The 24007-nt window shown below is 71.7% G+C and carries 26 protein-coding genes; 8 read left to right on the top strand and 18 right to left on the bottom strand.

Annotated elements, in window-relative coordinates; genetic code table 11:
- The first annotated feature begins 12 nt into the window (after nucleotides 1-12).
- On the top strand, nucleotides 13-639 hold the full coding sequence (locus ACWD5F_RS03420) for a PadR family transcriptional regulator (RefSeq protein ID WP_451250586.1): 627 nt from the start codon (nucleotides 13-15) through the stop codon (nucleotides 637-639).
- Between the two features lie 12 nt (nucleotides 640-651).
- On the opposite strand, the gene ACWD5F_RS03415 is transcribed toward ACWD5F_RS03420, so the two are convergent.
- Nucleotides 652-1200, bottom strand: coding sequence for a hypothetical protein (locus tag ACWD5F_RS03415; protein ID WP_451250584.1), 549 nt, complete (start codon nucleotides 1198-1200; stop codon nucleotides 652-654).
- A 166-nt stretch (nucleotides 1201-1366) separates the two neighbouring features.
- Nucleotides 1367-2350, bottom strand: coding sequence for a fibronectin type III domain-containing protein (locus ACWD5F_RS03410; protein ID WP_451250582.1), 984 nt, complete (start codon nucleotides 2348-2350; stop codon nucleotides 1367-1369).
- A gap of 432 nt (nucleotides 2351-2782) precedes the next feature.
- Here ACWD5F_RS03410 and ACWD5F_RS03405 point away from each other — a divergent pair, with 432 nt between their 5' ends.
- A complete protein-coding gene (locus ACWD5F_RS03405; RefSeq protein WP_451250580.1) occupies nucleotides 2783-3478 on the top strand; it encodes a glycoside hydrolase family 75 protein in 696 nt (231 codons plus the stop codon).
- 76 nt (nucleotides 3479-3554) lie between these two features.
- Here the strand turns inward: ACWD5F_RS03405 and ACWD5F_RS03400 are convergent, their stop codons facing one another.
- The 3 genes from ACWD5F_RS03400 to dhaK are packed head-to-tail and all read right to left on the bottom strand — an operon-like array spanning nucleotide 3555 to nucleotide 5596.
- A complete protein-coding gene (locus ACWD5F_RS03400) occupies nucleotides 3555-3965 on the bottom strand; it encodes a PTS-dependent dihydroxyacetone kinase phosphotransferase subunit DhaM (RefSeq protein WP_451250578.1) in 411 nt (136 codons plus the stop codon).
- On the bottom strand, nucleotides 3958-4557 hold the full coding sequence (gene dhaL / locus ACWD5F_RS03395; RefSeq protein ID WP_451250576.1) for a dihydroxyacetone kinase subunit DhaL: 600 nt from the start codon (nucleotides 4555-4557) through the stop codon (nucleotides 3958-3960). Before dhaL ends, ACWD5F_RS03400 begins: the two co-directional genes overlap by 8 nt.
- Nucleotides 4558-4603: 46 nt before the next feature.
- A complete protein-coding gene (gene dhaK / locus ACWD5F_RS03390; protein ID WP_451250574.1) occupies nucleotides 4604-5596 on the bottom strand; it encodes a dihydroxyacetone kinase subunit DhaK in 993 nt (330 codons plus the stop codon).
- Between the two features lie 213 nt (nucleotides 5597-5809).
- On the opposite strand from dhaK, the gene ACWD5F_RS03385 reads away from it, so the two are divergent.
- Together ACWD5F_RS03385 and ACWD5F_RS03380 are read left to right on the top strand one after the other, a co-directional pair.
- Nucleotides 5810-6421, top strand: coding sequence for a hypothetical protein (locus tag ACWD5F_RS03385; protein WP_451250573.1), 612 nt, complete (start codon nucleotides 5810-5812; stop codon nucleotides 6419-6421).
- Nucleotides 6418-6810, top strand: a complete 393-nt coding sequence (locus ACWD5F_RS03380) for a PRC-barrel domain containing protein (protein ID WP_451250572.1) — start codon at nucleotides 6418-6420, stop codon at nucleotides 6808-6810. Before ACWD5F_RS03385 ends, ACWD5F_RS03380 begins: the two co-directional genes overlap by 4 nt.
- A gap of 71 nt (nucleotides 6811-6881) precedes the next feature.
- Here the strand turns inward: ACWD5F_RS03380 and ACWD5F_RS03375 are convergent, their stop codons facing one another.
- From ACWD5F_RS03375 to ACWD5F_RS03325, 11 genes are all read right to left on the bottom strand, one after another.
- The gene (locus ACWD5F_RS03375; RefSeq protein WP_451250570.1) at nucleotides 6882-7331 is read right to left on the bottom strand and encodes a response regulator; all 450 of its coding nucleotides are present in this window, start codon (nucleotides 7329-7331) and stop codon (nucleotides 6882-6884) included.
- Nucleotides 7328-8950, bottom strand: coding sequence for a sensor histidine kinase (locus ACWD5F_RS03370; RefSeq protein ID WP_451250568.1), 1623 nt, complete (start codon nucleotides 8948-8950; stop codon nucleotides 7328-7330). Before ACWD5F_RS03370 ends, ACWD5F_RS03375 begins: the two co-directional genes overlap by 4 nt.
- 31 nt (nucleotides 8951-8981) lie before the next feature.
- The gene (locus tag ACWD5F_RS03365) at nucleotides 8982-10202 is read right to left on the bottom strand and encodes a PP2C family protein-serine/threonine phosphatase (RefSeq protein ID WP_451251031.1); all 1221 of its coding nucleotides are present in this window, start codon (nucleotides 10200-10202) and stop codon (nucleotides 8982-8984) included.
- Between the two features lie 167 nt (nucleotides 10203-10369).
- Nucleotides 10370-11974: a SpoIIE family protein phosphatase gene (locus ACWD5F_RS03360; protein WP_451250566.1), complete on the bottom strand. Its 1605-nt coding sequence runs from the start codon at nucleotides 11972-11974 to the stop codon at nucleotides 10370-10372.
- Nucleotides 11964-13343 (bottom strand): sensor histidine kinase, encoded by a 1380-nt coding sequence (locus ACWD5F_RS03355; RefSeq protein ID WP_451251029.1) that lies wholly within the window; start codon nucleotides 13341-13343, stop codon nucleotides 11964-11966. Before ACWD5F_RS03355 ends, ACWD5F_RS03360 begins: the two co-directional genes overlap by 11 nt.
- A 123-nt stretch (nucleotides 13344-13466) precedes the next feature.
- Complete coding sequence (locus tag ACWD5F_RS03350; protein WP_451250564.1) at nucleotides 13467-14531, bottom strand: ATP-binding protein; 1065 nt, start codon at nucleotides 14529-14531, stop codon at nucleotides 13467-13469.
- Nucleotides 14519-14908, bottom strand: a complete 390-nt coding sequence (locus tag ACWD5F_RS03345) for an anti-sigma regulatory factor (protein ID WP_401723893.1) — start codon at nucleotides 14906-14908, stop codon at nucleotides 14519-14521. Before ACWD5F_RS03345 ends, ACWD5F_RS03350 begins: the two co-directional genes overlap by 13 nt.
- A gap of 29 nt (nucleotides 14909-14937) precedes the next feature.
- Nucleotides 14938-15309 carry an STAS domain-containing protein gene (locus ACWD5F_RS03340; RefSeq protein ID WP_124001251.1) on the bottom strand — a complete coding sequence of 124 codons (372 nt, stop codon included), beginning with the start codon at nucleotides 15307-15309 and terminating at the stop codon, nucleotides 14938-14940.
- Nucleotides 15306-16157: an STAS domain-containing protein gene (locus ACWD5F_RS03335; protein WP_451250562.1), complete on the bottom strand. Its 852-nt coding sequence runs from the start codon at nucleotides 16155-16157 to the stop codon at nucleotides 15306-15308. Before ACWD5F_RS03335 ends, ACWD5F_RS03340 begins: the two co-directional genes overlap by 4 nt.
- 71 nt (nucleotides 16158-16228) lie before the next feature.
- Nucleotides 16229-16573, bottom strand: coding sequence for an STAS domain-containing protein (locus ACWD5F_RS03330; protein ID WP_451250560.1), 345 nt, complete (start codon nucleotides 16571-16573; stop codon nucleotides 16229-16231).
- A gap of 91 nt (nucleotides 16574-16664) precedes the next feature.
- Nucleotides 16665-17636, bottom strand: coding sequence for a YihY/virulence factor BrkB family protein (locus tag ACWD5F_RS03325; RefSeq protein WP_451250558.1), 972 nt, complete (start codon nucleotides 17634-17636; stop codon nucleotides 16665-16667).
- Nucleotides 17637-17773: 137 nt separating this feature from the next.
- On the opposite strand from ACWD5F_RS03325, the gene ACWD5F_RS03320 reads away from it, so the two are divergent.
- Nucleotides 17774-18361, top strand: coding sequence for an Rv1733c family protein (locus tag ACWD5F_RS03320; RefSeq protein WP_451250556.1), 588 nt, complete (start codon nucleotides 17774-17776; stop codon nucleotides 18359-18361).
- Nucleotides 18362-18459: 98 nt separating this feature from the next.
- Here ACWD5F_RS03320 and ACWD5F_RS03315 read toward each other — a convergent pair whose 3' ends face one another.
- Nucleotides 18460-18768: a DUF6479 family protein gene (locus ACWD5F_RS03315; protein WP_451250555.1), complete on the bottom strand. Its 309-nt coding sequence runs from the start codon at nucleotides 18766-18768 to the stop codon at nucleotides 18460-18462.
- Between the two features lie 76 nt (nucleotides 18769-18844).
- On the opposite strand from ACWD5F_RS03315, the gene ACWD5F_RS03310 reads away from it, so the two are divergent.
- Nucleotides 18845-19219 carry a ferredoxin gene (locus ACWD5F_RS03310; RefSeq protein WP_451250553.1) on the top strand — a complete coding sequence of 125 codons (375 nt, stop codon included), beginning with the start codon at nucleotides 18845-18847 and terminating at the stop codon, nucleotides 19217-19219.
- 116 nt (nucleotides 19220-19335) lie between these two features.
- Nucleotides 19336-20514: an acyl-CoA dehydrogenase family protein gene (locus tag ACWD5F_RS03305; protein WP_451250551.1), complete on the top strand. Its 1179-nt coding sequence runs from the start codon at nucleotides 19336-19338 to the stop codon at nucleotides 20512-20514.
- Nucleotides 20515-20542: 28 nt separating this feature from the next.
- Here ACWD5F_RS03305 and ACWD5F_RS03300 read toward each other — a convergent pair whose 3' ends face one another.
- A complete protein-coding gene (locus tag ACWD5F_RS03300; protein ID WP_451250550.1) occupies nucleotides 20543-21367 on the bottom strand; it encodes a hypothetical protein in 825 nt (274 codons plus the stop codon).
- A 265-nt stretch (nucleotides 21368-21632) separates the two neighbouring features.
- Here ACWD5F_RS03300 and ACWD5F_RS03295 point away from each other — a divergent pair, with 265 nt between their 5' ends.
- Nucleotides 21633-23927: a tetratricopeptide repeat protein gene (locus ACWD5F_RS03295; RefSeq protein WP_451250548.1), complete on the top strand. Its 2295-nt coding sequence runs from the start codon at nucleotides 21633-21635 to the stop codon at nucleotides 23925-23927.
- Nucleotides 23928-24007 lie beyond the last annotated feature (80 nt).

Genomic DNA, 24007 nt, shown 5'->3' with positions numbered 1-24007 from the left:
TAGGATGACCGCATGTCACTCCCGCACGCGATCCTCACCGCCCTGCTCGAAAAGCCGTCCTCGGGGCTGGAGCTGACCCGCAGGTTCGACCGGTCGATCGGCTACTTCTGGTCGGCCACGCACCAGCAGATCTATCGCGAGCTGGGAAAACTGGAGGCCGAGGGACAGATCAGGGCACTGCCGACCGAGCAGCCCGCCCGCGGTCAGAAGAAGAGCTACGAGGTGCTGCCCGCGGGCCGCGCCGAACTGGCCCGCTGGACGTCCGCCGCCCACGACCCCAAGCCGCTGCGGGACACGATGCTGCTCAGGCTGCGCGCGGCGGCCGTGGTCGGCACGGCGGGCGTGGAGACCGATCTGCGCCGCCATCTCGACCTGCACCAGCGGCAGTTGGCCGAGTACGAGGAGATCGAGCGGCGCGACTTCCCGCCCGGCAAGGACGGTCCCCAGGACCGGTTGCGCCACCTGGTGCTGCGGGCGGGCATCGACCTGGAGACCTTCTGGACGCAGTGGCTCGCGCATGCGGTGGAGGAGTTCGCCGAACTGCCCGATGTCGAGCTGCCCGATATCGAACCGGCCGATGCCGAACCGGCCGGTGCCGAACCGCCGTCGGCCGGACTCCCGGGTGCCGGGCGGGCCTGAGCCCGCCCGGCCTCAGAGCCGGTAGGGCTTGGCGCGGCGGCGCAGCACCCAGGCCGTGGCGATGACACCCGCTCCCACCAGGGCGCTGCCCGCGGTCAGGGTGAGCGGCCCGTAGTCCTTGACCGCGCCGCCGATCCCGCCCATGACGCCGCGTGAGGGGGAAGCCGAGGCCGTGGCGGAGATGGTGGGCGTGGAGGCGGCCGACACGATCACGGACTGGGTGCCCGCGGTGCTCCTGGCGCCGCTCGCGCAGATGACCACGACGGTGTACGTGCCGGGGTTCACCGTCTGCCAGGCCGCGGACTGGAGACCGGTCGTGCCCGAGAGGGCCACCTGCCGGCCCTGGGCGAAGTTCGCCTGGCTGCTGTTGAGCAGCGAGGCCGTGCCCCAGCTGCCGCTGCTGCTGGTCTGTGAGCAGGTGGCGGTCGTCACCGAGACCGTGGACCCGCTCGTGCTCACGGAGATCCCCGATCCAGCGGCCGCGGCCGGGCCGGCAGTCAGGGCCAGGGGGAGCGCGACGGCGGCCGCCGCGGTGCGGAGGGGTGGACGAGTCATGCGCATGGGAGCCTCCGACGGCACGGTTGGCGGGACATCCCTAGCGCCGCCGAGGGTTGGGGAACGCCCGTGCTGCCTCAGGGGCAGCCAATGTGCTCCCGGCCCGTCCCGCATGCGGAGCGCCACCGGGCAGGTGACGGATTCCTTCGTCCGGCCCATGCGCGCTCCGCCGTCAGGAGGCCGTCGTGCAGGTGACCTCCGGTGACCAGCCGCCCCAGGTGCCGTCGGGCAGCTTGGCCCGGATCCGCACCCGATGGCTGACGCCCGCGTCCCTGCCCACGTAGAAGGAGTAGGTGGCCTTGTCGCGCGGCGGGTTCCCGCCGTACACGAGCGAGGTGGCGGTCTGTCCGTCGAGCCGGATCTCGTACTCCGTGACCACGCCGTCCGCGCGCGGCGGGACCCAGGAGAGGTCGATGTTGTACGCCCCGTCCGCGCGGTGGGTGCCCGCGCGGAAGGCGCTGGGCGCGGTGTTCCGGCCGTCGTCGGTACCCGGCGTGGTGAGGCGGACGGTCGCGCCGGGCGGCGAGAGGTTGTCGGCCGCGTCCCGGGCCCGGACGCTGAAGGCGTAGCGCGTGCCCGGCCGCAGCCCCGTCACCACGGTCGCCGTCTGGTTCCCGCCGACACTGTGGATCTTCGTGGTGCCCTGGTAGACGTCGTACGACAGCACCGCGCGGTCGTCCTTCGACGCGGACCAGGAGAGCTGGACGGCCCGGCTGCCGACCGCCTTGCCCTCGGTGGCGCCCGGGCGGGTGGGGGGCTTCGCGTCCGCCGCCACGGCCGCGGGGGTCGTGGCCCGGACCTCCCTGCTGCGCGGGCCGAGCAGGTCCCCGCTGCTGCGGGCCCGGACGGAGAAGACGTACCCGGTGGCCGGCTTGAGCCGGATGATGTCCACCATGCGCTCGGAGGCCGGCACCTCCTGGACCTTGGTGGTGCCCCGGTACACCTCGTAGGAGGTGACGGGCGGGTCCGCGGTCACCGCGTTCCACATCACGTGCACGCTCGTCGAACTGCCCGCCACCGCGGTGACGCCGACCGGCGCCCCGGGGAGCCGGCCGCCGTCTTCGGTGTCGGAGCCGCCCCAGGCGCAGGACGCGAGCAGGGTCACGGCCGCGCAGGCCGTGGCGGCTGTGCGCAGGAGTAGGACGACACGACGCACGACTCTGCCTCCCCGGACGGCGCGACGGCAATGGTCCGGACCAATATGACCCGGCTGACGTGGTCGCATCAAGAGGGCGTGCGGTGGGCGGACCGTTGGCGGGCTATGCGCGGACGACGGGCGGACCCGTTGGTGACCGCCCGCGAAGGTTACGTATGCTGAAGCCGCTGACGGCCGAATCTCCTTTGAGAGCTGGGGAGTTCGGGCCGGTGGCGCGGGCCGCTGTCGTCGCTGATCCCGCGCCTGACGTGGGCGGCCGGGCGGCCGGAGCCGATACGGGCTCAGGCGCCCGGCCCCTGCCGGAAGTTCGGGGACAGGGGCCCGCCGACGGGGTCGTGCACCGTACGGCCCCCCAACGGTGGCCGCGTGATCACATCGGCACCAGGGTGGGCTGAGTGTCCGTCAGTGTCCCCCAGGAGAGGCTCCCTTATCGTGCGTGTCCAGTCGCTGACACTGGCCGCGGCAAGCGCCGCCCTGCTCACCCCCACGACCGTGCCCGCCGCCGCGCACCACATCGAGCAGGAGCCGGTGGTGTGGCGCGAGGGCGCCGTGACCGCCGCGGACCTGCTGGCCAAAGCGCGTGACTGCACCCAGGTCTCCCGCGGCCGCTACCGCAGCGACGACGGCAAGCCCGCCGACATCCCGGTCTGCGGCACCCGGGACGCCGTCTTCTGGAAGGCCGACATGGACATCGACTGCGACGGGCGGCCCACCGCCCGCTGCAACCGCCGTACCGACCCGCTCTTCTCCGACATGACCGCCTACCAGCAGGCCGACGGGCGCCACCTGAGCGCGGAGCAGCTGCCCTACATCGTCGTGCCCATGGTGAGCCGGATCTGGAACCACCGCGACCACGGGGTGCGCGGGGGCTCGGTCGCCGCCGTCGTCTACCGGGACCGCGTGCAGTACGCCGTGGTCGGTGACGTCGGCCCGCACGACATCATCGGCGAGGCGTCCTACGCCACCGCCCGCGGCCTCGGCATCGAGCCGGATCCGCGCGGCGGCGGGACGGCCTCCGGCGTCACCTACATCGTCTTCAAGGACTCCCAGGTCAAGCCGATCGAGGACCATGCCGCGGCGGTCGCCACGGGGGAGCGGTTGGCGAAGATGTTCGTGAACGGCAAGTGAGCCGAGGCCTGTCGCGCTGAGGTGTGGTGAGGCGAGGGCGCCGGCGGACTCTTCCGGGTCCGCCGGCGCCGTCCGTTCATGCCTTGCGGTAGGTGTACGCCTCCCCGGCCGCCGCCTCCACCGCGGCCAGGTCGGCGCCCGTCGACGCCGTGACGACCGCGGCCACCGCGCCCTCGACGAACGGGGCGTCCACCAGGTGCGTGTCGGGCGGGAGTTCGTCGCCCTCGGCGAGCAGGGCCTTCACGGTGAGGACCGCGCTGCCGAGGTCGGTGAGGATCGCTACCCCGGCACCCCGGTCCACGGACGCGGCAGCGGCGGCGATCAGCTCCGAGCTGGTGCCCAGGTCGCCGCCCTCGGTGCCGCCCGCCGCGGCGACCGGCACATCGGTGCCACCGCCCGCCAGGCCCTTCGCCAGCTCGGCCACCGACGCGGCGACCTCCGCGCTGTGCGACACCAGCACGATCCCGACCAGCTTGCCGTCACTCACCGTCCGCCTCCGCCAGGGCCGCGATCAGCAGGGACGCCGAGGTGGCCCCGGGATCCTGGTGACCGATGCTGCGCTCGCCGAGATAGCTCGCCCGGCCCTTGCGCGCCTGCAAGGGCGTGGTCGCCAGCGCGCCCTCCTCGGCGGCGGCCCGGGCCGCGCCGAAACCGTCCGGGAGCGCGTCCACGGCCGGCACCAGGGCATCGATCATGGTCTTGTCGCCCGGCGCGGCACCGCCGAGCGCCATGACCGCGTCCACCCCGGCCCGCAGCGCCTGGGCGAACTCCGCCTCGCTCACCTCGCCGGCCTCCCCGAGCGCCTTGCCGGTACGGCGCAGCAGCGTCCCGTACAGGGGCCCCGACGCGCCGCCGACCGTCGAGATCAGCGTCCGTCCGGCGAGCGTCAGGACCGCCCCGGGCGTGTCCGGCGCCTCCTTCTCCAGCGTCGCGGCCACGGCACGGAAACCGCGCTGCAGATTGCTGCCGTGGTCCGCGTCCCCGATGGGGGAGTCGAGGGAGGTGAGCCGCTCCGCCTCACGGTCCACGGAAGCGGCGGTCGCCGTCATCCAACGGCGGAAGAAGTCGGCGTCGAGCACGGGATCTCCTTGCGTGGTAGGTGAGTTGCGGTCGCCGGTCCCCCTGTCACACGCCCCAGCGCAGCCCCGGCGTCTTCACCGGCGCGTCCCACAGCCGCAGCGTCTCCTCGTCGATCTGGCACAGGGTGACCGACGCGCCGGCCATGTCCAGCGAGGTGACGTAGTTGCCGACGAGCGTGCGGGCGACGGCGACACCGCGCGCGGCGAGCACCCGCTGCACCTCGGCGTTGAAGCCGTACAGCTCCAGGAGCGGGGTGCCGCCCATGCCGTTGACCAGGACGAGGACCGGGTTGCGCGGGGGCAGGTCCTCCAGGATCGCGTTGACCGCGAAGTCGGCGATCTCGCCCGAGGTCATCATCGGCCGCCGCTCCCGGCCCGGCTCGCCGTGGATGCCGACCCCCAACTCCAGCTCGCCGGCGGGCAGATCGAAGGTGGGCGTGCCCTTGGCGGGGGTGGTGCCGGCGGTGAGCGCGACGCCGAAGCTGCGGGAGTTCTCGTTGACCTGCCGGGCGATCGACGCCACCTGCTCGAGCGGCTGCCCCTCGTCGGCGGCGGCGCCCGCGATCTTCTCGACGAACAGGGTCGCGCCGGTACCGCGCCGGCCGGCCGTGTAGAGGCTGTCGGTGACCGCCACGTCGTCGTTGACCAGCACCTTGGCGACCTGGATGCCCTCGTCCTCGGCCAGCTCCGCGGCCATGTCGAAGTTGAGCACGTCACCCGTGTAGTTCTTCACGATGAACAGCACGCCGGCGCCGCTGTCCACGGCCGCCGCCGCGCGCACCATCTGGTCCGGCACCGGGGAGGTGAAGACCTCGCCGGGACAGGCGGCGGAGAGCATGCCGGGACCCACGAATCCGCCGTGCAGCGGCTCGTGCCCCGAGCCGCCGCCGGAGATCAGGGCGACCTTTCCGGCCACGGGCGCGTCCCGCCGTACGATCACGCGGTTCTCCACGTCGACGGCGAGCTCGGGGTGGGCGGCCGCCATGCCCCGCAACGCGTCCGCCACCACGGTTTCCGGGACGTTGATCAACATCTTCATCGGTACCTCCTGGTGTGCACGGCAGACGGGTGTCCGGCCTGTTCCTCACTGGTCAGAGTAGGCGAGATCGGGTGACGGACCAGGGGGTGGGCAGCGGTCGGAAGTAGGTCACCCGGCCGATGCACGATCATGACCGCGCGGCAGAGGGTTGATCGGGCACTCGGGGGCGCCCATGACCGTCGCGCGTCAACAGGAGAGCAGAGAGTCCTCACGATGATCAACCGTCGTACCGTTCTCAAGTCGTCCAGCGCCCTGGCGGCCGGCGTCGCGGGCACCCGGCAGTTGCGGACGCTCCTCCCGGCCGACGTGCAGAGCGTCCTGGACGAGTACGAGGCGAGGGGCGACTACACCGCGCCCGAATACCTCGACGCGGTGAACGTCTTCTACGCCAACTTCTTCTGCCGTCTCGACCCGTACCCCGAGGCCCTGCTGCGCAGTGCCGCGAACGTCGACGGCAACCAGGTGTACGCGACCATGAACGGCCCGAACGAGTTCGTGATGACCGGAAACCTCTCCTCCTGGGACCGCACCTCCGAGCTGCGCGGATCAGGTATCCCGTCCTGCTCACCCGGGGGCGCTACGACGAGTTCGCCGTGGACTGCACGGACACGCTGGAACAGCGTCTGCCCGCCACCGAGCGGTCGAGTTCCCCCACAGCGCGCACATGGCGATGTGGGAGGACCGGGAGGCCTGCATGCGGACGCTCTCGTCGTTCCTGTCGAAGTGGGACCGGGTTCGCTGATCCGCGTGAAGCCCGGGGAGTTGGGCACTCGGAGGACGCCGGTCACTGAGGCCGCATTTTCCGGAGGAGTTGTTTTCACGTGAATGAGAATGTTTGGGATTACCAGTCGACCGCGGACCGTCTTGCGAGTGTCGACCTCACTGGTTACAAGGTGGAGGCCACGGACGGCGGTATCGGCAAGGTCGACAAGCATTCCGACGAGGTCGGCGACGCCTATCTGGTGGTGGACACCGGTGTGTGGATCTTCGGCAAGGAGGTCCTGCTCCCGGCGAGCACGGTCATCAGGATCGACTCGGACGACGAGAAGGTGTTCGTCGACCGCACCAAGCAGCAGATCAAGGACGCCCCCGAATTCGACCGCGAGAAGCACCTCGGGGACCCGGGCTACCACGATGAGCTGGGCGCCTACTACGGCACCCACACCCCGCGCGGCGGCCCCGACCTGGGCACCCCGCGCAGCCCCATGGTCTGATCCGTCACACCTCGGCCCCGGGACTTCCAAGGAGTCCTGGGGCTTTCGCGTGCCCGCTGTCCTGCGCGGGCTCAGGCGTCGCTGCGGGGCAGCCGGACGACCTGGACGAAGAAGTCGTCGATCTGGCGGACGGCGGCGATGAACTGGTCCAGGTCGACCGGCTTGGTGACATAGGCGTTGGCGTGCAGCTTGTAGCTGCGCAGGATGTCCTCCTCGGCCGCCGAGGTGGTGAGGATGACCACGGGGATGTGGGCCAGCTCCGGGTCCGACTTGATCTTCTCCAGGACTTGCCGGCCGTCGTACTTGGGCAGGTTGAGGTCGAGCAGGATGAGGCCGGGGCGGGGCGCGTTCGTGTGGTCGCCGCGCTGGTAGAGGAACTCGAGGGCCTCCTCGCCGTCCCGTACGACGTGCAGCGTGTTGCCGATCTTGTTGTCCTCGAACGCTTCGCGGGTCATCAGCTCGTCGCCGGGGTCGTCCTCCACGAGCAGGACGTCGATGGTGGCGGCGGGGGGAGTGGTCATGTCAGGGCCTTCTTCTCGGTGCGGGGGTCGGAAGCGTCCGCCGGGACTGCGGCGAACGGGAGGGTGAAGCAGAAGCGGGTGCCCTCGGTGCGGCCGGTGTCGAGCCAGATCGTGCCGCCGTGGTACTCCACGATCTTCTTGCACAGGGCAAGGCCGATGCCGGTGCCGCCGTACGCGTCCCGGCTGTGCAGCCGCTGGAAGATGACGAAGACCTTGTCGGCGAACTCCGGGGGGATGCCGATGCCGTTGTCGGTGACGTACACGAGCCAGGTGTCCGGCCGGTCGGGGTCCACGGCGCAGGTGATCGTCACGTGCGGCGGGCGGTCCGGGTCGCGGAACTTGAGGGCGTTGCCGATGAGGTTCTGCCACAGCATGGCCAGCAGGGTGGGGTCGCCGACGATCTCGGGCAGGGTGTCCGGGCGGTCGACTCCGGCGCCGGACTCCTCGACGGCCACCGTCAGGTTCGACAGCGCCTTGTCGAGGGTCTGATCGAGGCCTACGGGCACTTGGGCGTCGTTGACGCGGCCGACCCGGGAGAACGTGAGCAGGTCGTTGATGAGGACCTGCATGCGCTTGGCGCCGTCGACCGCGAAGTCGATGTACTGCAGGCCCCGTTGGTCGAGCTGGTCGCCGTACCGCTTCTCCAGCAGCTGACAGAACGAGGCGACCTTGCGCAGCGGCTCCTGGAGGTCGTGCGAGGCGACATACGCGAACTGCTCCAACTCGGCGTTGGAACGGCGCAGTTCGACGGCCTGGGCGTCCAGGTCGGCGGCCTGCCGGGTCAGGATGTCGCGCTGCCCCCGTGAGGCCGCCAGCTCGGCGACGATCTGCTGCCGCATGCCCTCGACGTCGGTGGCCAGCGCGGTGAGGTCCGCCGGTCCGCCGCCCCTGATGACGTGGTCGAAGTCCCCGCCGGCCACCTGCCGGGACGCCTCGCGCAGCGCCTCCAGCGGGCGGGCGACGAGCAGGCGCACGATGATCGCGAGCGTGAGTCCGGTCAGCACGAAGAGAACCACGATGCCGGTGAGGACCGCGTTGCGGACGGTGCGCTCGTGCGCCAGTTTCCGCTGCCCGTCGTGGACCGCCTGCGTCAGGTCCCGGTCCTGTTTCGTCCACAGGGCGCGCAGGTCGTCGAACTTCTCCTTGCCGCGGTCGGCGGTGCGCTGGTCGATGGTCCGCGGGCGGCCGGGGGTGACGGAGGCGGCGAGCGGGTCCGCATAGGTGTCGCGCCAGTCGGCGGCGCCCCGCTGGACCGCGTCGAGGTCGGCGAGGAGCGCGGGCCGGTCGGCGACCAGGGAGCGCAGCCGGGCGGCCACCCGGGCCTCGTCCCGCTTGCCCTGGGTGTAGGGCTCCAGGAACCGCCGGTCGGCGGCGATCGCGTACCCCCGCACACCGGTCTCCTGGTTCACCAGGGTCGCCTGTAGCCGGTACGCCTCCGTCTGGGCCGGCTGGACCTGCCCGAGCAACTGGTCGGTCACCCGCGCCGTCCGGTCCAGCAGGCTCGCGCCCACCGCCGTGCCGATCACGACCACCAGCATCATCAGCGCCAGGACCAGATAGAACCAGCTCTGCACGGTGAGCCGGCGCCCGATCCAGGCCCCGCTCGCCCCGTCCGTCATGTCTCGGTCCCGCACCGCTCGCCCCACTCGTTCAGTTCCAGCACAGGTGCACCAGGGCCACGTCGTCGGCCAGGCCGCCCTGTGACTCGGCCAGGCCGCCGACCCGCTCGATCAGCCGGTCGGCGAAGGGTTCCGGCGCCAGCGCGGCCTCCTCCCGGGCGAGGGCCAGCAGTCCCGCCTCGCCCAGCCGCTCGGCGCCGCGGCCGACGTGTCCCTCGAAGAGGCCGTCGGTGAACAGCACGACTCCCGCGCCCGCCGGCACGTCCACCTCCGTCATCGGCCACGACGCTCCTCCGGGCACCACCCCCAGCGCCGGACCGCCGGGTGGCTCCACCCACTCCACACCATGATCGGTGCGCAGCAGCAATCCGTGGTGGCCGGCCCGGACCAGCCGGGCCCGCTCCTGGCCCGGTACGGCGGAGAGGCTGACGAGGGTCGCGAAGACCTCGTCGCGGGCGCGCTCGGCGAGCAGGATCTCCTCCAGGCGGCCGATCTGCTCCGGTCCGGTGACCCCGCACAGCACCAGGGTCCGCCAGGCGATCCGCAGGGCGACGCCCAGGGCCGCCTCGTCCGGTCCGTGCCCGGAGACGTCACCGACCACCGCGTGCACCGTGCCGTCGGCGGTCTGCACTATGTCGTAGAAGTCGCCGCCCAGGAGCGCCTGGGCCCGCCCGGGAAGGTAGCGGGCCACGACGTCGACGTCGTCGCACTGCAGCAACGGGCGGGGCAGCAGCCCCCGTTCGAGGCGGGCGTTCTCCTGCGCCTGCATCCGACTGGCCTGCAGCGCCACCGCGGACTGCTCCGCCTGCTTGCGCTGGATCGCGTAGCGCACCGCCCGCCCGAACAGCTCGGGTTCGACGCGCCCCTTGACGAGGTAGTCCTGCGCGCCGCCGGCGACCGCGGCGAGGCCGGTCAGTTCCTCGGCGAGCCCGGTGAGCACCACGATGGCGACCTGGTCGGCGTACGCCTTGACGCGGGAGACCGCCTCCAGGCCCTGGGCGTCCGACAGATGCAGATCGAGCAGTACGCAGTCGGGCAGTCCGGCGGCCAGGACGTCGGCGGCCTCCGCCATCGACCGCACCCACCGCAGCCGCATCTTCAGGGTGCTGTCGGCGACGAGTTCCTCCACCAGAAGGGCGTCGCCGGGGTCGTCCTCGATCAACAGGACGGACGGCTCCCGCCATTCCCATTCCGCGGCGCCGTCCTCCCGTGCACGCGACGGTGGTTCGGCGTCCCCAACGGACGTCGACATCATGGTTGTGACCTTCCTGCCCTCACACGCCGCGGATCTCGGCGCCGTCGCCGGACGACGACAGCCGAGAACATAACCACACCGAGCGGCCGACCCTCTCAGTTCCTTCACCGGATGTACAAGTTCACGCCGGTTCAAACCTGAGCCGGATCTCTCCGTGCGTCGGCTCAGCTGAACAGAGCCGCGATCAGCGCGATGTCGTCGTCCTTGTTGTGTCCGAAACGTGCCAGGAGGAGATCGCTCAGCTCCTCCAGATCCTCCGGTCCCTCGGCCACCGCGTCACGGAACTCGGTCAGTGTGGTGTCGAGATGGGCGGTGCGCACCTCCACCAGGCCGTCGGTCACCATGAGCAGGCGGGTGCCGGGCGGGGCGTCCAGGACGGTGGGCGGCGGATGGGGCAGGCCGAGGCCGAGGAGGGGGCCGTGCGCGTGGTGGAACCGCGGTCCCTCCCGCGGGTCGATCACCAGCGGGGGGATGTGGCCGGCGTTGGCGATGTGCAGCCGGTGGTCGTCCGGCGTGACGAGAACCAGGCAGAGGGTGACGGTGATGCCGGGCTGGGACTGGCCGAGGAGGGTCTCCAGGCGCTGCAGGACGTGGTGCGGAGGGTGGCCCTCGATGGCGTACGCGCGCAGCGCGTGGCGCACCTCGCCCATGACGGTCGCGGCGGTCACCGAGTGCCCCACGACGTCTCCGATGGCCAGCAGCAGTCCGTTGACCGTCTGCACCGCCTCGTAGAAGTCCCCGCCGATCTCGGCGTGTTCGGAGGCGGGGACGTAGCGGAAGGCCAGGTCGATGCCGGGGACCGTGGGCAACTCCTTGGGCAGGAAGGAGCGTTGCAGGGCCAGCCCGAGGGCGTGTTCCTCGTTGTAGGTCCGCAGCGCCTCCAGGGCCAGGGCACTCGCGTTGACCACCTGCTGAAGGAGCTGCTCGTCGTCCGCGCCGCTCAGGGCCGCCGCGGGCACGGCGAGGCAGACGGGCGGCCGGCCGCGTTTGGTGCGGGCGACCGCGAGCGCGATCTCGCCCTGGAGGTGGTCGGCCGGCAGCAGCGCCCGCCACTGGCCGTGCGGGACCCGGACGACCCTGACCCCGGTGTCCTGGTTCAGCCCGAGCGCCGCCAACTGGTCCAGCAGGCCCGGCTGGGCGGGATGGATGCGTACGGGGGTGAGCGGGTCGTCGATCATGCTGTGCACGGCCTGCGCCTGCGGCGAGAGGAACACGGCGCTGGCCGGACTGCCCAGGACACTTGCCGCGCCACCGGTCGCCGCCGACGCGAAGGAGTGGAAGCCGACGGCGCTGTAGACGTCCAGCGTCGCCGTGTTGAGCGCGATGAGGCGTTGCGCCAGCCGCTCGGCGCGCTGGCGGGCTCTGGCGTAGCGCAGGGTCGCGGTCACGGTGGCGAGGAGCTCGCCGGGGTCGATGGGCTGGTCGAGGTAGGCGTCGGCGCCCCGCCTGAGCCCTTCCGCGTGATCGTCCGGGCTGACGGCCGCGGCGGAGATCTGGATCACGGGGAGATGGGCCGTCCGAGGGCTGTCCTTGAGCCGTTCGCTGACCTCGAAGCCGCTCATGTCGGGCAGCCGGACGTCGATGATCGCGAGGTCCACCGGCGCGCCCTCGGCGGAGTCGAGACGCGTGAGCCCCTGCTCGCCGGTGGCGGCGCCGATCACCGTGTGTCCCGCGCGCCGCAGCCAGCTGGTCAGGACGTAGCGGTTCGTCTCGTTGTCGTCGATGACCAGAACGGTGGCGGGCGAAGGATCCTGGACGCTATCGGTCATGGCCCGACCCTTCGGTTTCCGGTTCGTCCGCGCGTACGTGGCCGAGGTCCGGCAGGCGCAGCCGCGCCCGGGTGCCGACGCCCACGGTGCTGGTGAGAGTGAGGGAGCCGCCGAGCAGTTCGGTGAGCGTGCGGGCGTAGGACAGGCCCAGGCCCGTGCCGGGCCGCCCGCTCTGGTGCGGGCCGCGGACCTGGTGGAACGCCTCGAAGACCCGGTCGAGTTCGGCGGCGGGGATACCGATCCCGGTGTCCGTGACGGTGAACAGGATTGCGCGGGGCGCGGGTTCGGGGTCGAGGGCGACGTCCAGGCGTACCTCGCCGCGCTCGGTGAACTTCAGGGCGTTGGACAGGAGGTTGCGCAGAATGCGGACCAGCAGCGTCTCGTCGGTCACCAGGGGTGGCTGCTCGTCGAGGCCGGGGGTGACCAGAGCGACCCGGTCCTGGTCGTGGCCGCTCAGCAGGAGGCCGCCGAGATGGGCCAGGAGCAGCCGCAGATCCACCGGCTGCGGATGGATGTCGAGGTGACCGGCCTCGGCCTTGGCGACGTCCAGCAGGTCGTTCACGAGCGCCAGCAGCGTCTGGCCGCAGGACGCGATGAGATCGACCTGTTCCCGCTGATCCGGGGTGAGGGACGGTGAACTGGGTGCCCGCAGCAGGGTGGAGAGCGCGACCACGGAGTTGACCGGGGTACGCAGTTCATGACTGATGTTGGTCCAGAAGCGGGTCTTGGCCTCGCTCGCCTCCAGCAACTGCTGCCGCTTGTCGTCCAGTTCCGAGTGCAGGGCCAGCACACCGCTGTTGGTGGTCTCCAGCTCCTGGGTCAACTCCGAGTACAGCGCGAGCACTCCGCGGTTGGTCTCCTCCAACTCCTCGTTCATCCGCCGGAGTTCCTCGCCCTGGGCGCGGGTCTCCTCCAGCGTGGCGACCAGGTCGCGGGTCTGGGCGCGCAGATCGTCCGCCTCGGTGGACCGCCCGCCGCCCGCGAGCACCTTCGCCAGGCGCGTGTGCAGCTCGGCCGCACTCGCCCCGTCCGCGGGCAGCTGCTGGGTGATGACGACACGGCTGCGGGACGGGCCGGCCTCGTGGTCGACGCGTACGAGCTTCGCCACCAGGTCGAGCGTGTCCCGCGCCGGCGGCGGCCCGCCGCTCCAGACGAAGGTGATGACCAGGGCCATCGGCTGCGCCGTCGCGTCCAGGCCGAAGGTGACCTCCAGGCCGTGGCAGCCGAGGCGGTCGCGGCCGAGTTCGCTCAGCGCGGTGGCCAGCCGCACCTGGTCCTGCCGCTCCAACGCCACGGCCGCCGCGGCCTGTTGAGCGCTGCGCCGGAGTCCGAACACGTCCTGGGGCGTCGACAGACCGAATGACGCCACCGGCTCGACCGGCGCCGACGCCGACGAGCGGTGGCGGCGGGGCGCACCGCCACGCGGGCCCGGCTCAAACGCGTCGGTCGGCACGCCCACTCCTGTTCCCACTCGTCCCACTCATCGCTTCGCTCACCAGGCGCCGTTGACCACGACCACGGAGGCGTCGTCCCGGCGCACACCGGCCTCGCGCAGCAGCTGTCCGGCCGTGACGAGCGGCGAGTGCCCCAGCAGACCGGGCAGCGCCGCCGGGTCCCAGCGTTCGGTCAGCCCGTCGGAGTGCATGACCAGGGCGCCGTGGTCGGGGAGCGGTTCCTCGAACGTCCGCAACCGGCGCATGTGCATGCCGACGATGCCGGGGGCCGACAACAGGGCGCGTCGTACGCCGTCGGCGACGAGGAACCCGCTGACGTTGCCGACACCGCAGTACAGCAGCCGCCCCGCGGCGGGCTCGATCCGGGCCACGGCGACGGCTCCGCCGCGCAGCCCCCGCAGTGCGAGGTGCACCGCGTTCAGGGCGCCCTCCGGACGGAGGTCGTGGGCGCCGCGGAACGCTTTGACCGCCGCCTGACTCGCGCGCGCCGCGAGCGGGCCGTGGCCCAGTCCGTCGCACAGCATGATCAGGAGCGCGGAAGGGTCACCGCCGCCGTCCCCCACGACCCTGCGGACGGCCCACGCGTCCCCGCACACGCTCTCCCCGCTGATGGGCCTGGTGACCCCGTCGGCGGTGGGCTCGCCCGGGGTGACGACGGCTCGGCCGTCCCCGGTGCGTGGCCAGAACCGGGCGGTCATGACCGTGCCGCGGCCGGGCACGGAGTGCAGGTCGAAATGGTCCGCGAGGCGGGAGACGGCGCCCAGGCCGATGCCCAACGTGCCCGCGCTGGAGGCTCCGTCGGCGAGTGCCGCGGCCACGTCGGTCATCCCGGGCCCGGAGTCGACGGTGAGGAACTCCACCCCGGCCTCGTCCCCGGAGCGCACCGTGCGCAGCAGCAGGGCCCCGTCCACGGCGTGCCGATGGACGTTCGTGGCGGCCTCGGTGACGGCGAGGGCGACCTCGGCCACCCGGTGGCCGTTGAAGCCGACGCGCCGGGCCAGTGCGGCGGCCGCGCCCCGGGCGGCCACCGACAGGGACGGCCCGTCCCGGAACCACGCCAGGTCCTCGCGCTCGAGGACGGTCGCGGTGTTCACCTCGCCCACTTGATGATGGTCACGGCCGTGCCCTCGCCGGGCGCGGTCCGCAGGCGGAAGTCGTCGACGAGACGTCGGGCACCGCTCAGGCCGAGGCCGAGGCCGCCGCCCGAGGTCCAGCCGTCCGTCATCGCCTGCTCGACGTCGGGGATGCCCGGCCCGGAGTCCTCGAAGACGGCGGCCACACCTCGTCTGCCGTCCACGTTCACCATGCCGGCGCTGACCGTGCCGCCACCGCCGTAGGTCAGGGTGTTACGGGCCAGTTCGCTGGCCGCGGTGATCATCTTCGTCTGGTCGACCAGGGACAGACCGCACCGCTGAGCCAGCGCCCGGATCGCCTGGCGGACGTGCACGAGATCACTGCTGCGCGCGACGGGTTGGACCAGCGGCTCTTCGCCGGCCGTCCAGGGCGCGGTCACTGCAAGGCCGAACTGGGGGACTGTCGCAGTTTCGCCAGCCCCTTCTCCAGGTCGAGGGCGGTGCTGACACCGCCGAGCGAGAGTCCCAGCTCGACCAGGGTGATCGCCACCGCGGGCCGCATGCCCACGACCACGGTCCGGGCGTCCAGCACGCGCGAGATGGCGGCCACCGTCGCGAGCATGCGCCCCACGAAGGAGTCGACGATCTCCAGCGCGCTGATGTCGATGATGACGCCGCGGGCCGACTTGGCCACGATCTGCTCGGCCAGGTCCTCCTGGAGGTTCAGGACGGTCTGGTCCTCCAGGTCGAACTGGACGGACACCAGCAGCGTGTCGCCGATCCGCAGGATCGGAATGCGCTCGCTCATCGCTGCCCGCCCGTGTGCGCGACCATGTCCACGCCCGACCTGCGCAGGGCGAGCTTCAGGGCGTCCGCCAGGCTGGCCTTCGTCACGATGCCGTCGAACTCGATGCCCAGCGCGACGATGGTCTGGGCGATCTGCGGGCTGATGCCGGACACGGTGCACTCGGCGCCCATCAGCTTGGCGGCGACGATGGTCTTCAGCAGGTGCTGGGCGACCTGGGTGTCCACCGCGGGCACGCCCGTGATGTCGATGATCGCCTGCTCGGATCCGGTGTCCACCAGGGCCTGCAGCAGCTTCTCCATGACCACCTGGGTGCGCGCCGAGTCCAGCGTGCCGACCAGTGGTACGGCGATGACCCCGTCCCACAGGCGCACCACCGGAGTGGACAGTTCGAGCAGTTGTTCCGCCTGCGCGGTGATCAGCTCGTCCCGGGTCTGCGTGTACGTCTCGATCGTGAACAGACCCAGGCCGTCCAGAATTCTGGCGAGCCGCAGATAGGCCCGGATCTCCTCGGCGGAGCCGGTCTCCAGCACGGGTTCGAGAACCCGTTTCAGCGCGAAGACGCTGACGGCGGTCTCACTCGGCGAGAATCCCTGCCGCGCCCGGTTCCTCGACAGCTCGTTCAACAGGGCGCGGACTTCGGACATCTGCTCCGAGTGGACATCGGCGGCGCCCTGTCGCAGCGCCTCCACCAGGGCTTCGTACAGTTCGCGCAGCTCGCGGTTGAGCTCCGCCGCGCTCACGCGACCGCCCAGCGACCCCGAGACCTCCGAGACCCATGACGCGGCCAGATCCCGTCCGTCGACCGACAGGAGCCCCACCAGGTCCACAGCGCTGTCTCGCTTCACCATTCGGGCGCTCCTCGATATTCGAATATTTGTGTCAGAACTGACGCGTGCAGACTACGGCACCCGTTCAGTGATCAGTCCTCCAGTGCCTGGCGGACCGTCGGGCGGCACGGAATGAGGGTGTCGATGCCGACGAGCTGCATCACGCGCAGCACGGGTGGCTGCGTACCGGCCACCCGCAGCCAGCCCTGAGCCTCCATGGCCGCACGGTGGGCGGCGATCAGCAGGTTGATGCCGCTGGAGTCCATGAAGGTCAGGCCGGAGAGATCGGCGACCGTCCGGGGCGACGCGCCACCGCCCGGTGGATTCAGCGCCTCGCCCACGCAGTCGTGCGTGGCCTGATCCAGTTCGCCGCGCAGGGCGACGACCCGGACGCCGCCGACGATGGACTGACTGACCGTCAAATGGCCTGGGTGCATGGGGTGTTCGTCTGTCACGATGTCCGGCTCACCAACAGGAAGGGAATCATGGTGTGACCTCCAGCCCGCCGAGTCCCCAGAAAGGACCGGACTAGGCCTCCTTGCTCCAGGTGCGGGTGTCGCGCGGCGGGAGGTAGGGCTCCTCGTCCTTCGGCAGTCCGCCGGCGACGGCACGCTGGCGGGCCAGCTCCGCGTCGAACTCCAGGCCGAGCAGGACCGCGATGTTGCTGATCCACAGCCACACCAGGAAGACGATCACGCCGGCGAGCGCGCCGTAGGTCTTGTTGTACGAGGCGAAGTGGGCCACGTAGAACGCGAAGCCCGCCGAGGCGATCATCCAGACCAGCAGGGCCAGCACGCTGCCCGGAGTGACCCAACGGAAGCCGCGGCCCTTCACGTTGGGCGCCGCCCAGTACAGGATCGCGATGACGATCGTGACGAGGACCACCAGCGCCGGCCACTTCGCGATCGACCACACCGTCAGCGCGGTGTCCCCGATGCCCAGCAGCGAGCCGGCCTGCCGGGCCAGGCCGCCGGTGAACACCACGATCAGCGCGCTGATCACGGTCAGCACCAGCAGCACCACCGTGATGCCCACCCGGATCGGCAGCACCTTCCAGAGCGGGCGTCCCTCGGGCATGTCGTACACCACGTTGGCACTGCGGATGAACGCCGCGATGTAGCCGGAGGCCGACCAGACCGCGAGGACGATCCCGACCACGGCCATGATCGAGCTGATGCCGCCGGGCGCCTGAAGCTCCCGCACCGCGTCGCCGATGATGTCCCGGGCCGAGCCCGGCGCCAGCTTCGCGAGGTTGTCCATGACCTTCTGGGTCGTCGACTTCCCGGCGATGCCGAGCAGCGAGACCAGGACCAGCAGGGCCGGGAAGAGCGCCAGCACGCCGTAGTACGTCAGGGCCGCGGCGCGGTCGGCGAGCTCGTCGGCCTGGAACTCCTTGACCGTGCCCCTGAGCACGGCCCACCAGGAGCGTTTCGGCAGTTTGGTGGGCCGATCCGGCGCGCGGTCCTGCACATCGTCGTCCGGTCCCGTTGTCCGTGGCATAGCACTGGGGTATCCCGGTCCGGCCCGACCATGCGTCGTCGGAAGGCACGTACGTGCCCGGACCTCCCGTCCGCGCCCATCCGGTGAGACCGTTTATATGTATCCGTCCTCATTGCGCCCGCGAGGGGGTGAGACCGATGCGGAAGGCCGGACGCGTCAGGGTCCTGACCTGGCGCTGGCGGAGCAATCCGCTGCGCAGGCGCAGCGATGTGGTCGAGGCGTGGATCCTGCTCGCCGCCTGGGTGGTCGCGACGGTCGGCGCGGTGCTCGCGGGGGTCGTCGGGACGCAGGCCGCGGAGCGGGCACTGGCCCGGGACCGGGCGGCCCGCACACCCGTCGCCGCCGTACTGGTCAGGATCGTCCCCGGCAGCACGCGCGATGTGGTCACCGGTATCCGGCACGACCGTGTGGTGGGCTCGGTGCGCTGGACCGACGCCGAAGGGACGGTCCGTACGGGACTGGCGCCGGTGCGGCCCGACACCGAGCCCGGCGGCCCGGTCCCGGCCTGGACCGACGGACACGGCCGCCTGGTGCCCGCGCCCGTGAACGCCGCCGAGGCCTCGGCTCGCGCGGCCCTGGCCGGCGCCGGCGCCGCGCTGGTCTCCGGGTCCGCGGTCCTCGTAGGCGGGTATCTGATCCGGCTGCGGGTGCAGAGGCGTGCCACCGAGCGGTGGGGCGTGGAGTGGGAGCGGGTCGGACGGCGGTGGGGGCACACCACCGGCTGACCCGCGGCGGCGCCGTCGCGCACGGCCCGCCCCGGACCGTCGGCGGGACTCCGCGCACCACGCGCGCCCCGTCGGCCGCCGCCTGGCTGGTCGCCGCCCTAGTTCTCGCGCCGCTCCTGCTCTGTCGGGTCGACCGGGGTGGAGGAACTGGTCATCTCGTGCGGGGTCCGGCGCCGGCCGTCCTGCGGTACCTCGTCGGACTCGCGGTGTTCCCGCTCCTCACGCACCGGGCCGCCCTCCGGCATCCGCGGCTGCTCGTCCGGGCGCGGCGGGGGCGGCTGCCGGCGTCGGGCCCGGGCACCCGCCCAGAAGGCGCCGAGCAGCAGGGCCACGACGACCACTCCGACCGCGACGAGCCCGATTCCGAGGGCTTTGCCCGCTGCCATGTCCATCCATGCGTTGTCCATGGCACGCGAGTACCCGAGGCCCTCGTCATGAACCCGATCGGGGTTTGACACGGTCGGTACCGGCAACTCGCGCCGTGTGACTACGACGACATCGCAGAGGGAGCTCATCCGGTTCCTGGAGGACCGCTTCTCGTGCGCGCTGGCATGCACCGAGTGCGCCCGGGCGTGTGCCCTGCGCGCGAGCATGGTGGATCCGGACGGGACCGAGGAGCAGGAACTCGTCCGGCGCAAAGGCGTCATGTGCGCGGAGGTGTGCGACGCCACCTGCCGGATGCTGTCCGAGCAGAACCAGCTCGACGAGGCCGGCATCCGCGTCCAGGTCGAGTGGTGCCGCAGCGTGTGCCTGGAGAGCGCGAACGTCTTCGACCGGTACCCGGGCGCGGAGGACACCGCGAAGATGTGCCGGGAGTGCGCGGACGCGTGCACCGACTTCCTGGCCCTGCTGGACTGACCTGTCCTTTTCCCTGTCCCTTTCCGCTTCTTTTCCGCAGCACCGCCATTCCCAATTTCTGGAACACGTTCTACCGTGTGCGCCGACAGGACCGGTCCCGGGAGCCTGGAGGCGCCGTGCATCTCGACCAAACCCCCGAGCAGCTCCGGCTGCGCACCGAACTGCGCGCCTACTTCGCGGAGTTGGTGCCGGACAACGCCTACGCCCGGTACGGCGACCCGGCCGTCCAGAAGCGTTTCTACCGCGAGACCATCCGACGGCTCGGTACGGACGGCTGGCTGGGCGTGGGCTGGCCCAAGGAGTACGGCGGGCGCGGGCTCACGGCGATGGAGCAGTTCATCTTCTTCGACGAGGCCGCGCAGGCCGGCGTCCCGCTGCCGCTGATGGCGCTCAACACGGTCGGACCGACCATCATGCAGTTCGGCACCGACGAGCAGAAGGCGTACTTCCTGCCCAAGGTCCTGGCCGGTGAGATCGACTTCGCCATCGGCTACAGCGAGCCCGACGCGGGCACCGACCTCGCGGCCCTCAAGACGCGGGCCGTGCGCGAGGGCGACGAGTACGTCGTCAACGGCCAGAAGATCTGGACCACCAACGGTGACACCGCCGACTGGGTGTGGCTGGCCACCCGCACCGACCCCGAGGCCCCGCCGCACAAGGGCATCACCATGCTCCTGGTGCCGACCACCGACCCCGGCTACTCCTGCACCCTCATCACCACTCTCGCCTCGCACGACACCACGGCCAGCTACTACGAGAACATCCGCGTCCCCGTCTCCCGCCGCGTCGGCGCCGAGAACCAGGGCTGGCGGCTGATCACCAACCAGCTCAATCACGAGCGCGTCACCCTCGCCGCCCACGGCACCATGGCCATCCGCGCCCTGCACGACGTGCAGCGCTGGGCGACGGAGACCAAACTCGCCGACGGCCGCCGCGTCGTCGACCTGCCCTGGGTACGCCGTCTGCTGGCCCGTACGCACACCAGGCTCGACGCGATGAAACTCCTCAACTGGCAGATGGTGAGCGCCGTCCAGCACGGCACGCTCACCCCGCAGGACGCCTCCGCGGTGAAGGTCTACGGCTCCGAGGCGCGCCGGGACGCCTACGCCTCGCTGATGGAGATCGTGGGCGCGGCGGGCGAGTTGAAGGAGGGCTCGGTGGGCGCGGTGCTCCACGGCGAGCTGGAGCGCGGCTACCGCTCGGCCGTCATCTTCACCTTCGGCGGCGGCAACAACGAGATCCAGCGCGAGATCATCTCGTGGATCGGGTTGGGGATGCCACGAGTTCGGCGTTGACCGTCGACACCCCCACGTGCGCGGACTGCTAAGGCACCTGCGCCCACGCCGCCACGAGTTTCGGGACGTAGACCGTCGCCCGCTCCTCTTCGCAGGCGCGCGCCATGCGTTCCCGCAGGGTGTCGATGTCGACCTCCCGGGCCGTGGCGATGCCACCGCGCTCCATCACCGGCAGCAGGCTGCGTGCCGACTCGGCGATCAGCGTCACCGCCGCCGAGTCGGGGCCACCGGCGGGCGCGGCGACCGCCACACGGGGATCGGGGAGCCCCGAAAGCCGCAGTACTTCGGCCAGTTGCTCACCCATCTCGGGATCGCGGCCCCCTTCCCGGAGCGCGGCGCTGATCCAGTCCACGGTCTCCGTCACCAACGGCCGCAGACCGGCCTCGCGCCCGTACCGCGCGCCGGCCTCGTCCGCGTAGGCGTCCGCGACGACACCGCTCGCCGACTGGACCCATACCCACAGGGGCGCGACCAGCTCGATCGCGGTGTCCTCGGCCGCCGTTCCCCGCGCCGTGGCCCGCAGTTCGTCCCACAGCCGACGGGCGCCGACGTGAAAGGTCGCGAGCGCGTCCTGGACGAGCAGACCGTAGTACGCCCTCCTGAGCGACTCGGCCCGGATCTCCAGCAGTTGCTCCGCCGTCGGCTCCACATCGAGGGCGAGCCCCCGCAGGAGGGCCCGGAGTCGGCTGCGCACGGTGTCGCGCTGCTCGGCCAGCGGCATCGCCACGTAGGAGGGGATCTCGCGCCTGATGTCGTCGGTGACCCCGACGCTCAGTTCCTCGAGCCGCGACAGCAGGGATTCGCACAGCTCGCGAAGGGGATGTCCGGCGGGTCGGACCGCGGAGGATGTCACGCCCGACACTGTCGAATCGACAATGAGCGCGTGTCAAGCGTGCTCACCCGGAGTGACGGGCGTGGGCCGGTGCGAGTCGGCACCCCGACGCCCCGGCAATCCCGCACGTGCACGCCCGTCACTCATGACCGAACACAATCTCCGCGTTGTGTCACGGCTGCGCCCGCACTCCCGCACGGCGCCGTACAAACTCGGACGACACCTCGCCATACTGGACGAGCCAGGGGAGGGCCGGGCGAACCAGTTACGGGGGCGATCGCGGGAGATGGGGGACAGCAGGCTGATCCAGGGCCGGTACCGGCTGCTCGATCTGATCGGGCGCGGCGGCATGGGCGAGGTGTGGCGTGCCCGGGACGAGTCGCTGGGGCGGCAGGTCGCCGTGAAGTGCCTCAAGCCGCTCGGCCCGCACCACGACCAGGCGTTCACCAGAGTCCTGCGCGAGCGCTTCCGGCGCGAGGCCCGGGTGGCCGCCGCGCTCCAGCACCGCGGGATCACCGTCGTCCACGACTTCGGGGAGTCCGACGGGATCCTGTACCTGGTCATGGAGTTGCTGGAGGGCCGCAACCTCAGTCAGCTCCTGGAGGACAACAAGAACCATCCCCTCGCGGTCGGTGACGTCGTGGAGATCGCCGACCAGGTCTCCGCCGCCCTCGCCTACACCCACCAACAGGGCATCGTGCACCGCGACTTGAAGCCCGCGAACATCATGCGGCTGACCGACGGCACGGTGAAGATCTGCGACTTCGGCATCGCCCGCCTCGGCCACGACATCGGCTTCACCTCCCGGCTGACCGGCACCGGCATCGCGATGGGCACCCCGCACTACATGTCCCCGGAGCAGATCAGCGGCTCCGAGGTCGACCAGCGCAGCGACCTGTACTCACTGGGCTGCGTGCTGTACGAGATCACCACCGGGGCACCGCCGTTCGACCTCGACGACGCCTGGGCGATCCTCATCGGCCACCGCGACACCGCGCCCCAACCGCCGCGTGGCAGGCGGGCCGAGCTGCCCGAGTACTTCGAGAAGATCATCCTGGACCTGCTGGCCAAGCTGCCCGAGCAACGCCCGCACGACGCGCGGGAGTTGAGCCGCAGGATCAGTGCGGGCCGGACCACACCGACATACGTGCCGACGGTGGTGACCCCGCAGCCGGTGTTCCAACCGCCGGGTCAGGCGTCCTCCAACGCCGTCCGCCTGCCCGAACCTTCCCGGGAGGCCCGGCTGCCGGAGGTGTCCCGCGAGACCCGGCTGCCGTCCTGGACCCGGGGCATGACCACCGGCCACAAGGCCACCGGCGCGGGGCTGCGGGTCACCCCGCCGGACGCCGGTGCGGGTCTGACCGGCGAGTGGATCCCGCGTCCGGCGGGCGGCCGGCCCGAGGAGCCGGTGCCGGACCGGCCGCGGGCCCCGTCCCAGGAGGCGATCACGGCCCTTGCCGGTCGGCACAACGCGGGGCTCAGCCTGGGCCGGCTCGGCCGCTGGACGGAGGCGGGAGAGGTGCACCGCGCGGTCGCCGCCGAGCGCGCGCACCTCTTGGGCTCCGACCACCCCGACACCCTCGCCAGCCGCTACGAGGTCGCCTTCACCCTCAGCCGTACCGGCCGCGCCGCCGACGCGCTCCAGGAGTACAAGCAGGTGACGGCCGCCCGCACCCGCGCGCTGGGTCCCGACCACCCCGACACGCTCGCCGCGCGCCAGGAAATGGCGTACGTGCTGGGCCAGTTGGGCCGGCACTTCGACGCGCACCAGGTGTACACGTCGGTGCTCGTGGCCCGCGAGCGCGCGATGGGCCCCGATCACCCCGACACCCTGCGCTGCCGGCACAACCTCGCCTTCAACCTCAGCAGGCTGGGCCGTCTGGAGGACTCGTACCGGATGGCGGTCGAAGTGGCGGCGGCCCGCGCCCGGGTGCTGGGGCCGGAACACCCGGACACTCTGGTCACCCGCTACGAAGTCGCCTACGCGCTCGGTCAGTTGGGCCGCTGGCCGGAAGCGTTGCAGACCTACCACGAGGTCGCCGAGGCCCGCGCGCAAGCGCTCGGCCCCGACCACCCCGACACCCTCGCCGCGCGCTACGAGGTCGGCATCAGCCTGGGCCGGCTCGGCCGCAGCGCGGACGCCCTCGCCCTCTACCGCGACCTGATCGACGACCGCACCCGCGTCCAGGGCCCCACCCACCCCGAGACCCTGCGCGCCCGCCACGGCCTCGGCGTCAACCTCGGCCGTCTGGGCCGCTGGGAGGAGGCCCTCGCCGAGTCGCGCGACGTCTGCGCGATCCGCGACCGGGTCCTCGGCCCCGAACACCCCGACACCCTGGTCAGTCGCCGCGAAGTCGCCGTCAGTCTCGGCTGGTTGGGCCGCTGGACGGACGCCCTCACCGAATACCGCCGGGTCGCCACCGCCCGCGAACGCGTCCTGGGCCCCGACCACCCCGACACCCTCGCCAGCCGCAACGACGAGGCCCACTGCCTGGAACAGCTCGGCCGCGGCGCGGAGGCGGTCGAGCTGTACCGGAGGGTGGCGGTGCTGCGGCAGCAACGGGCGACGGGCGGTCGCTGAGAGGCGGCTTCTGCTCGTCGGCTCCTGGGCGGTCCGTCCCTGGGTCCGCCCGTTTCCGCTCTGGCCGCCTCGGATCATCG

The sequence above is a fragment of the Streptomyces sp. NPDC002499 genome (assembly GCF_053595415.1).
This window is presented reverse-complemented; position numbering and strand designations above follow the sequence as displayed.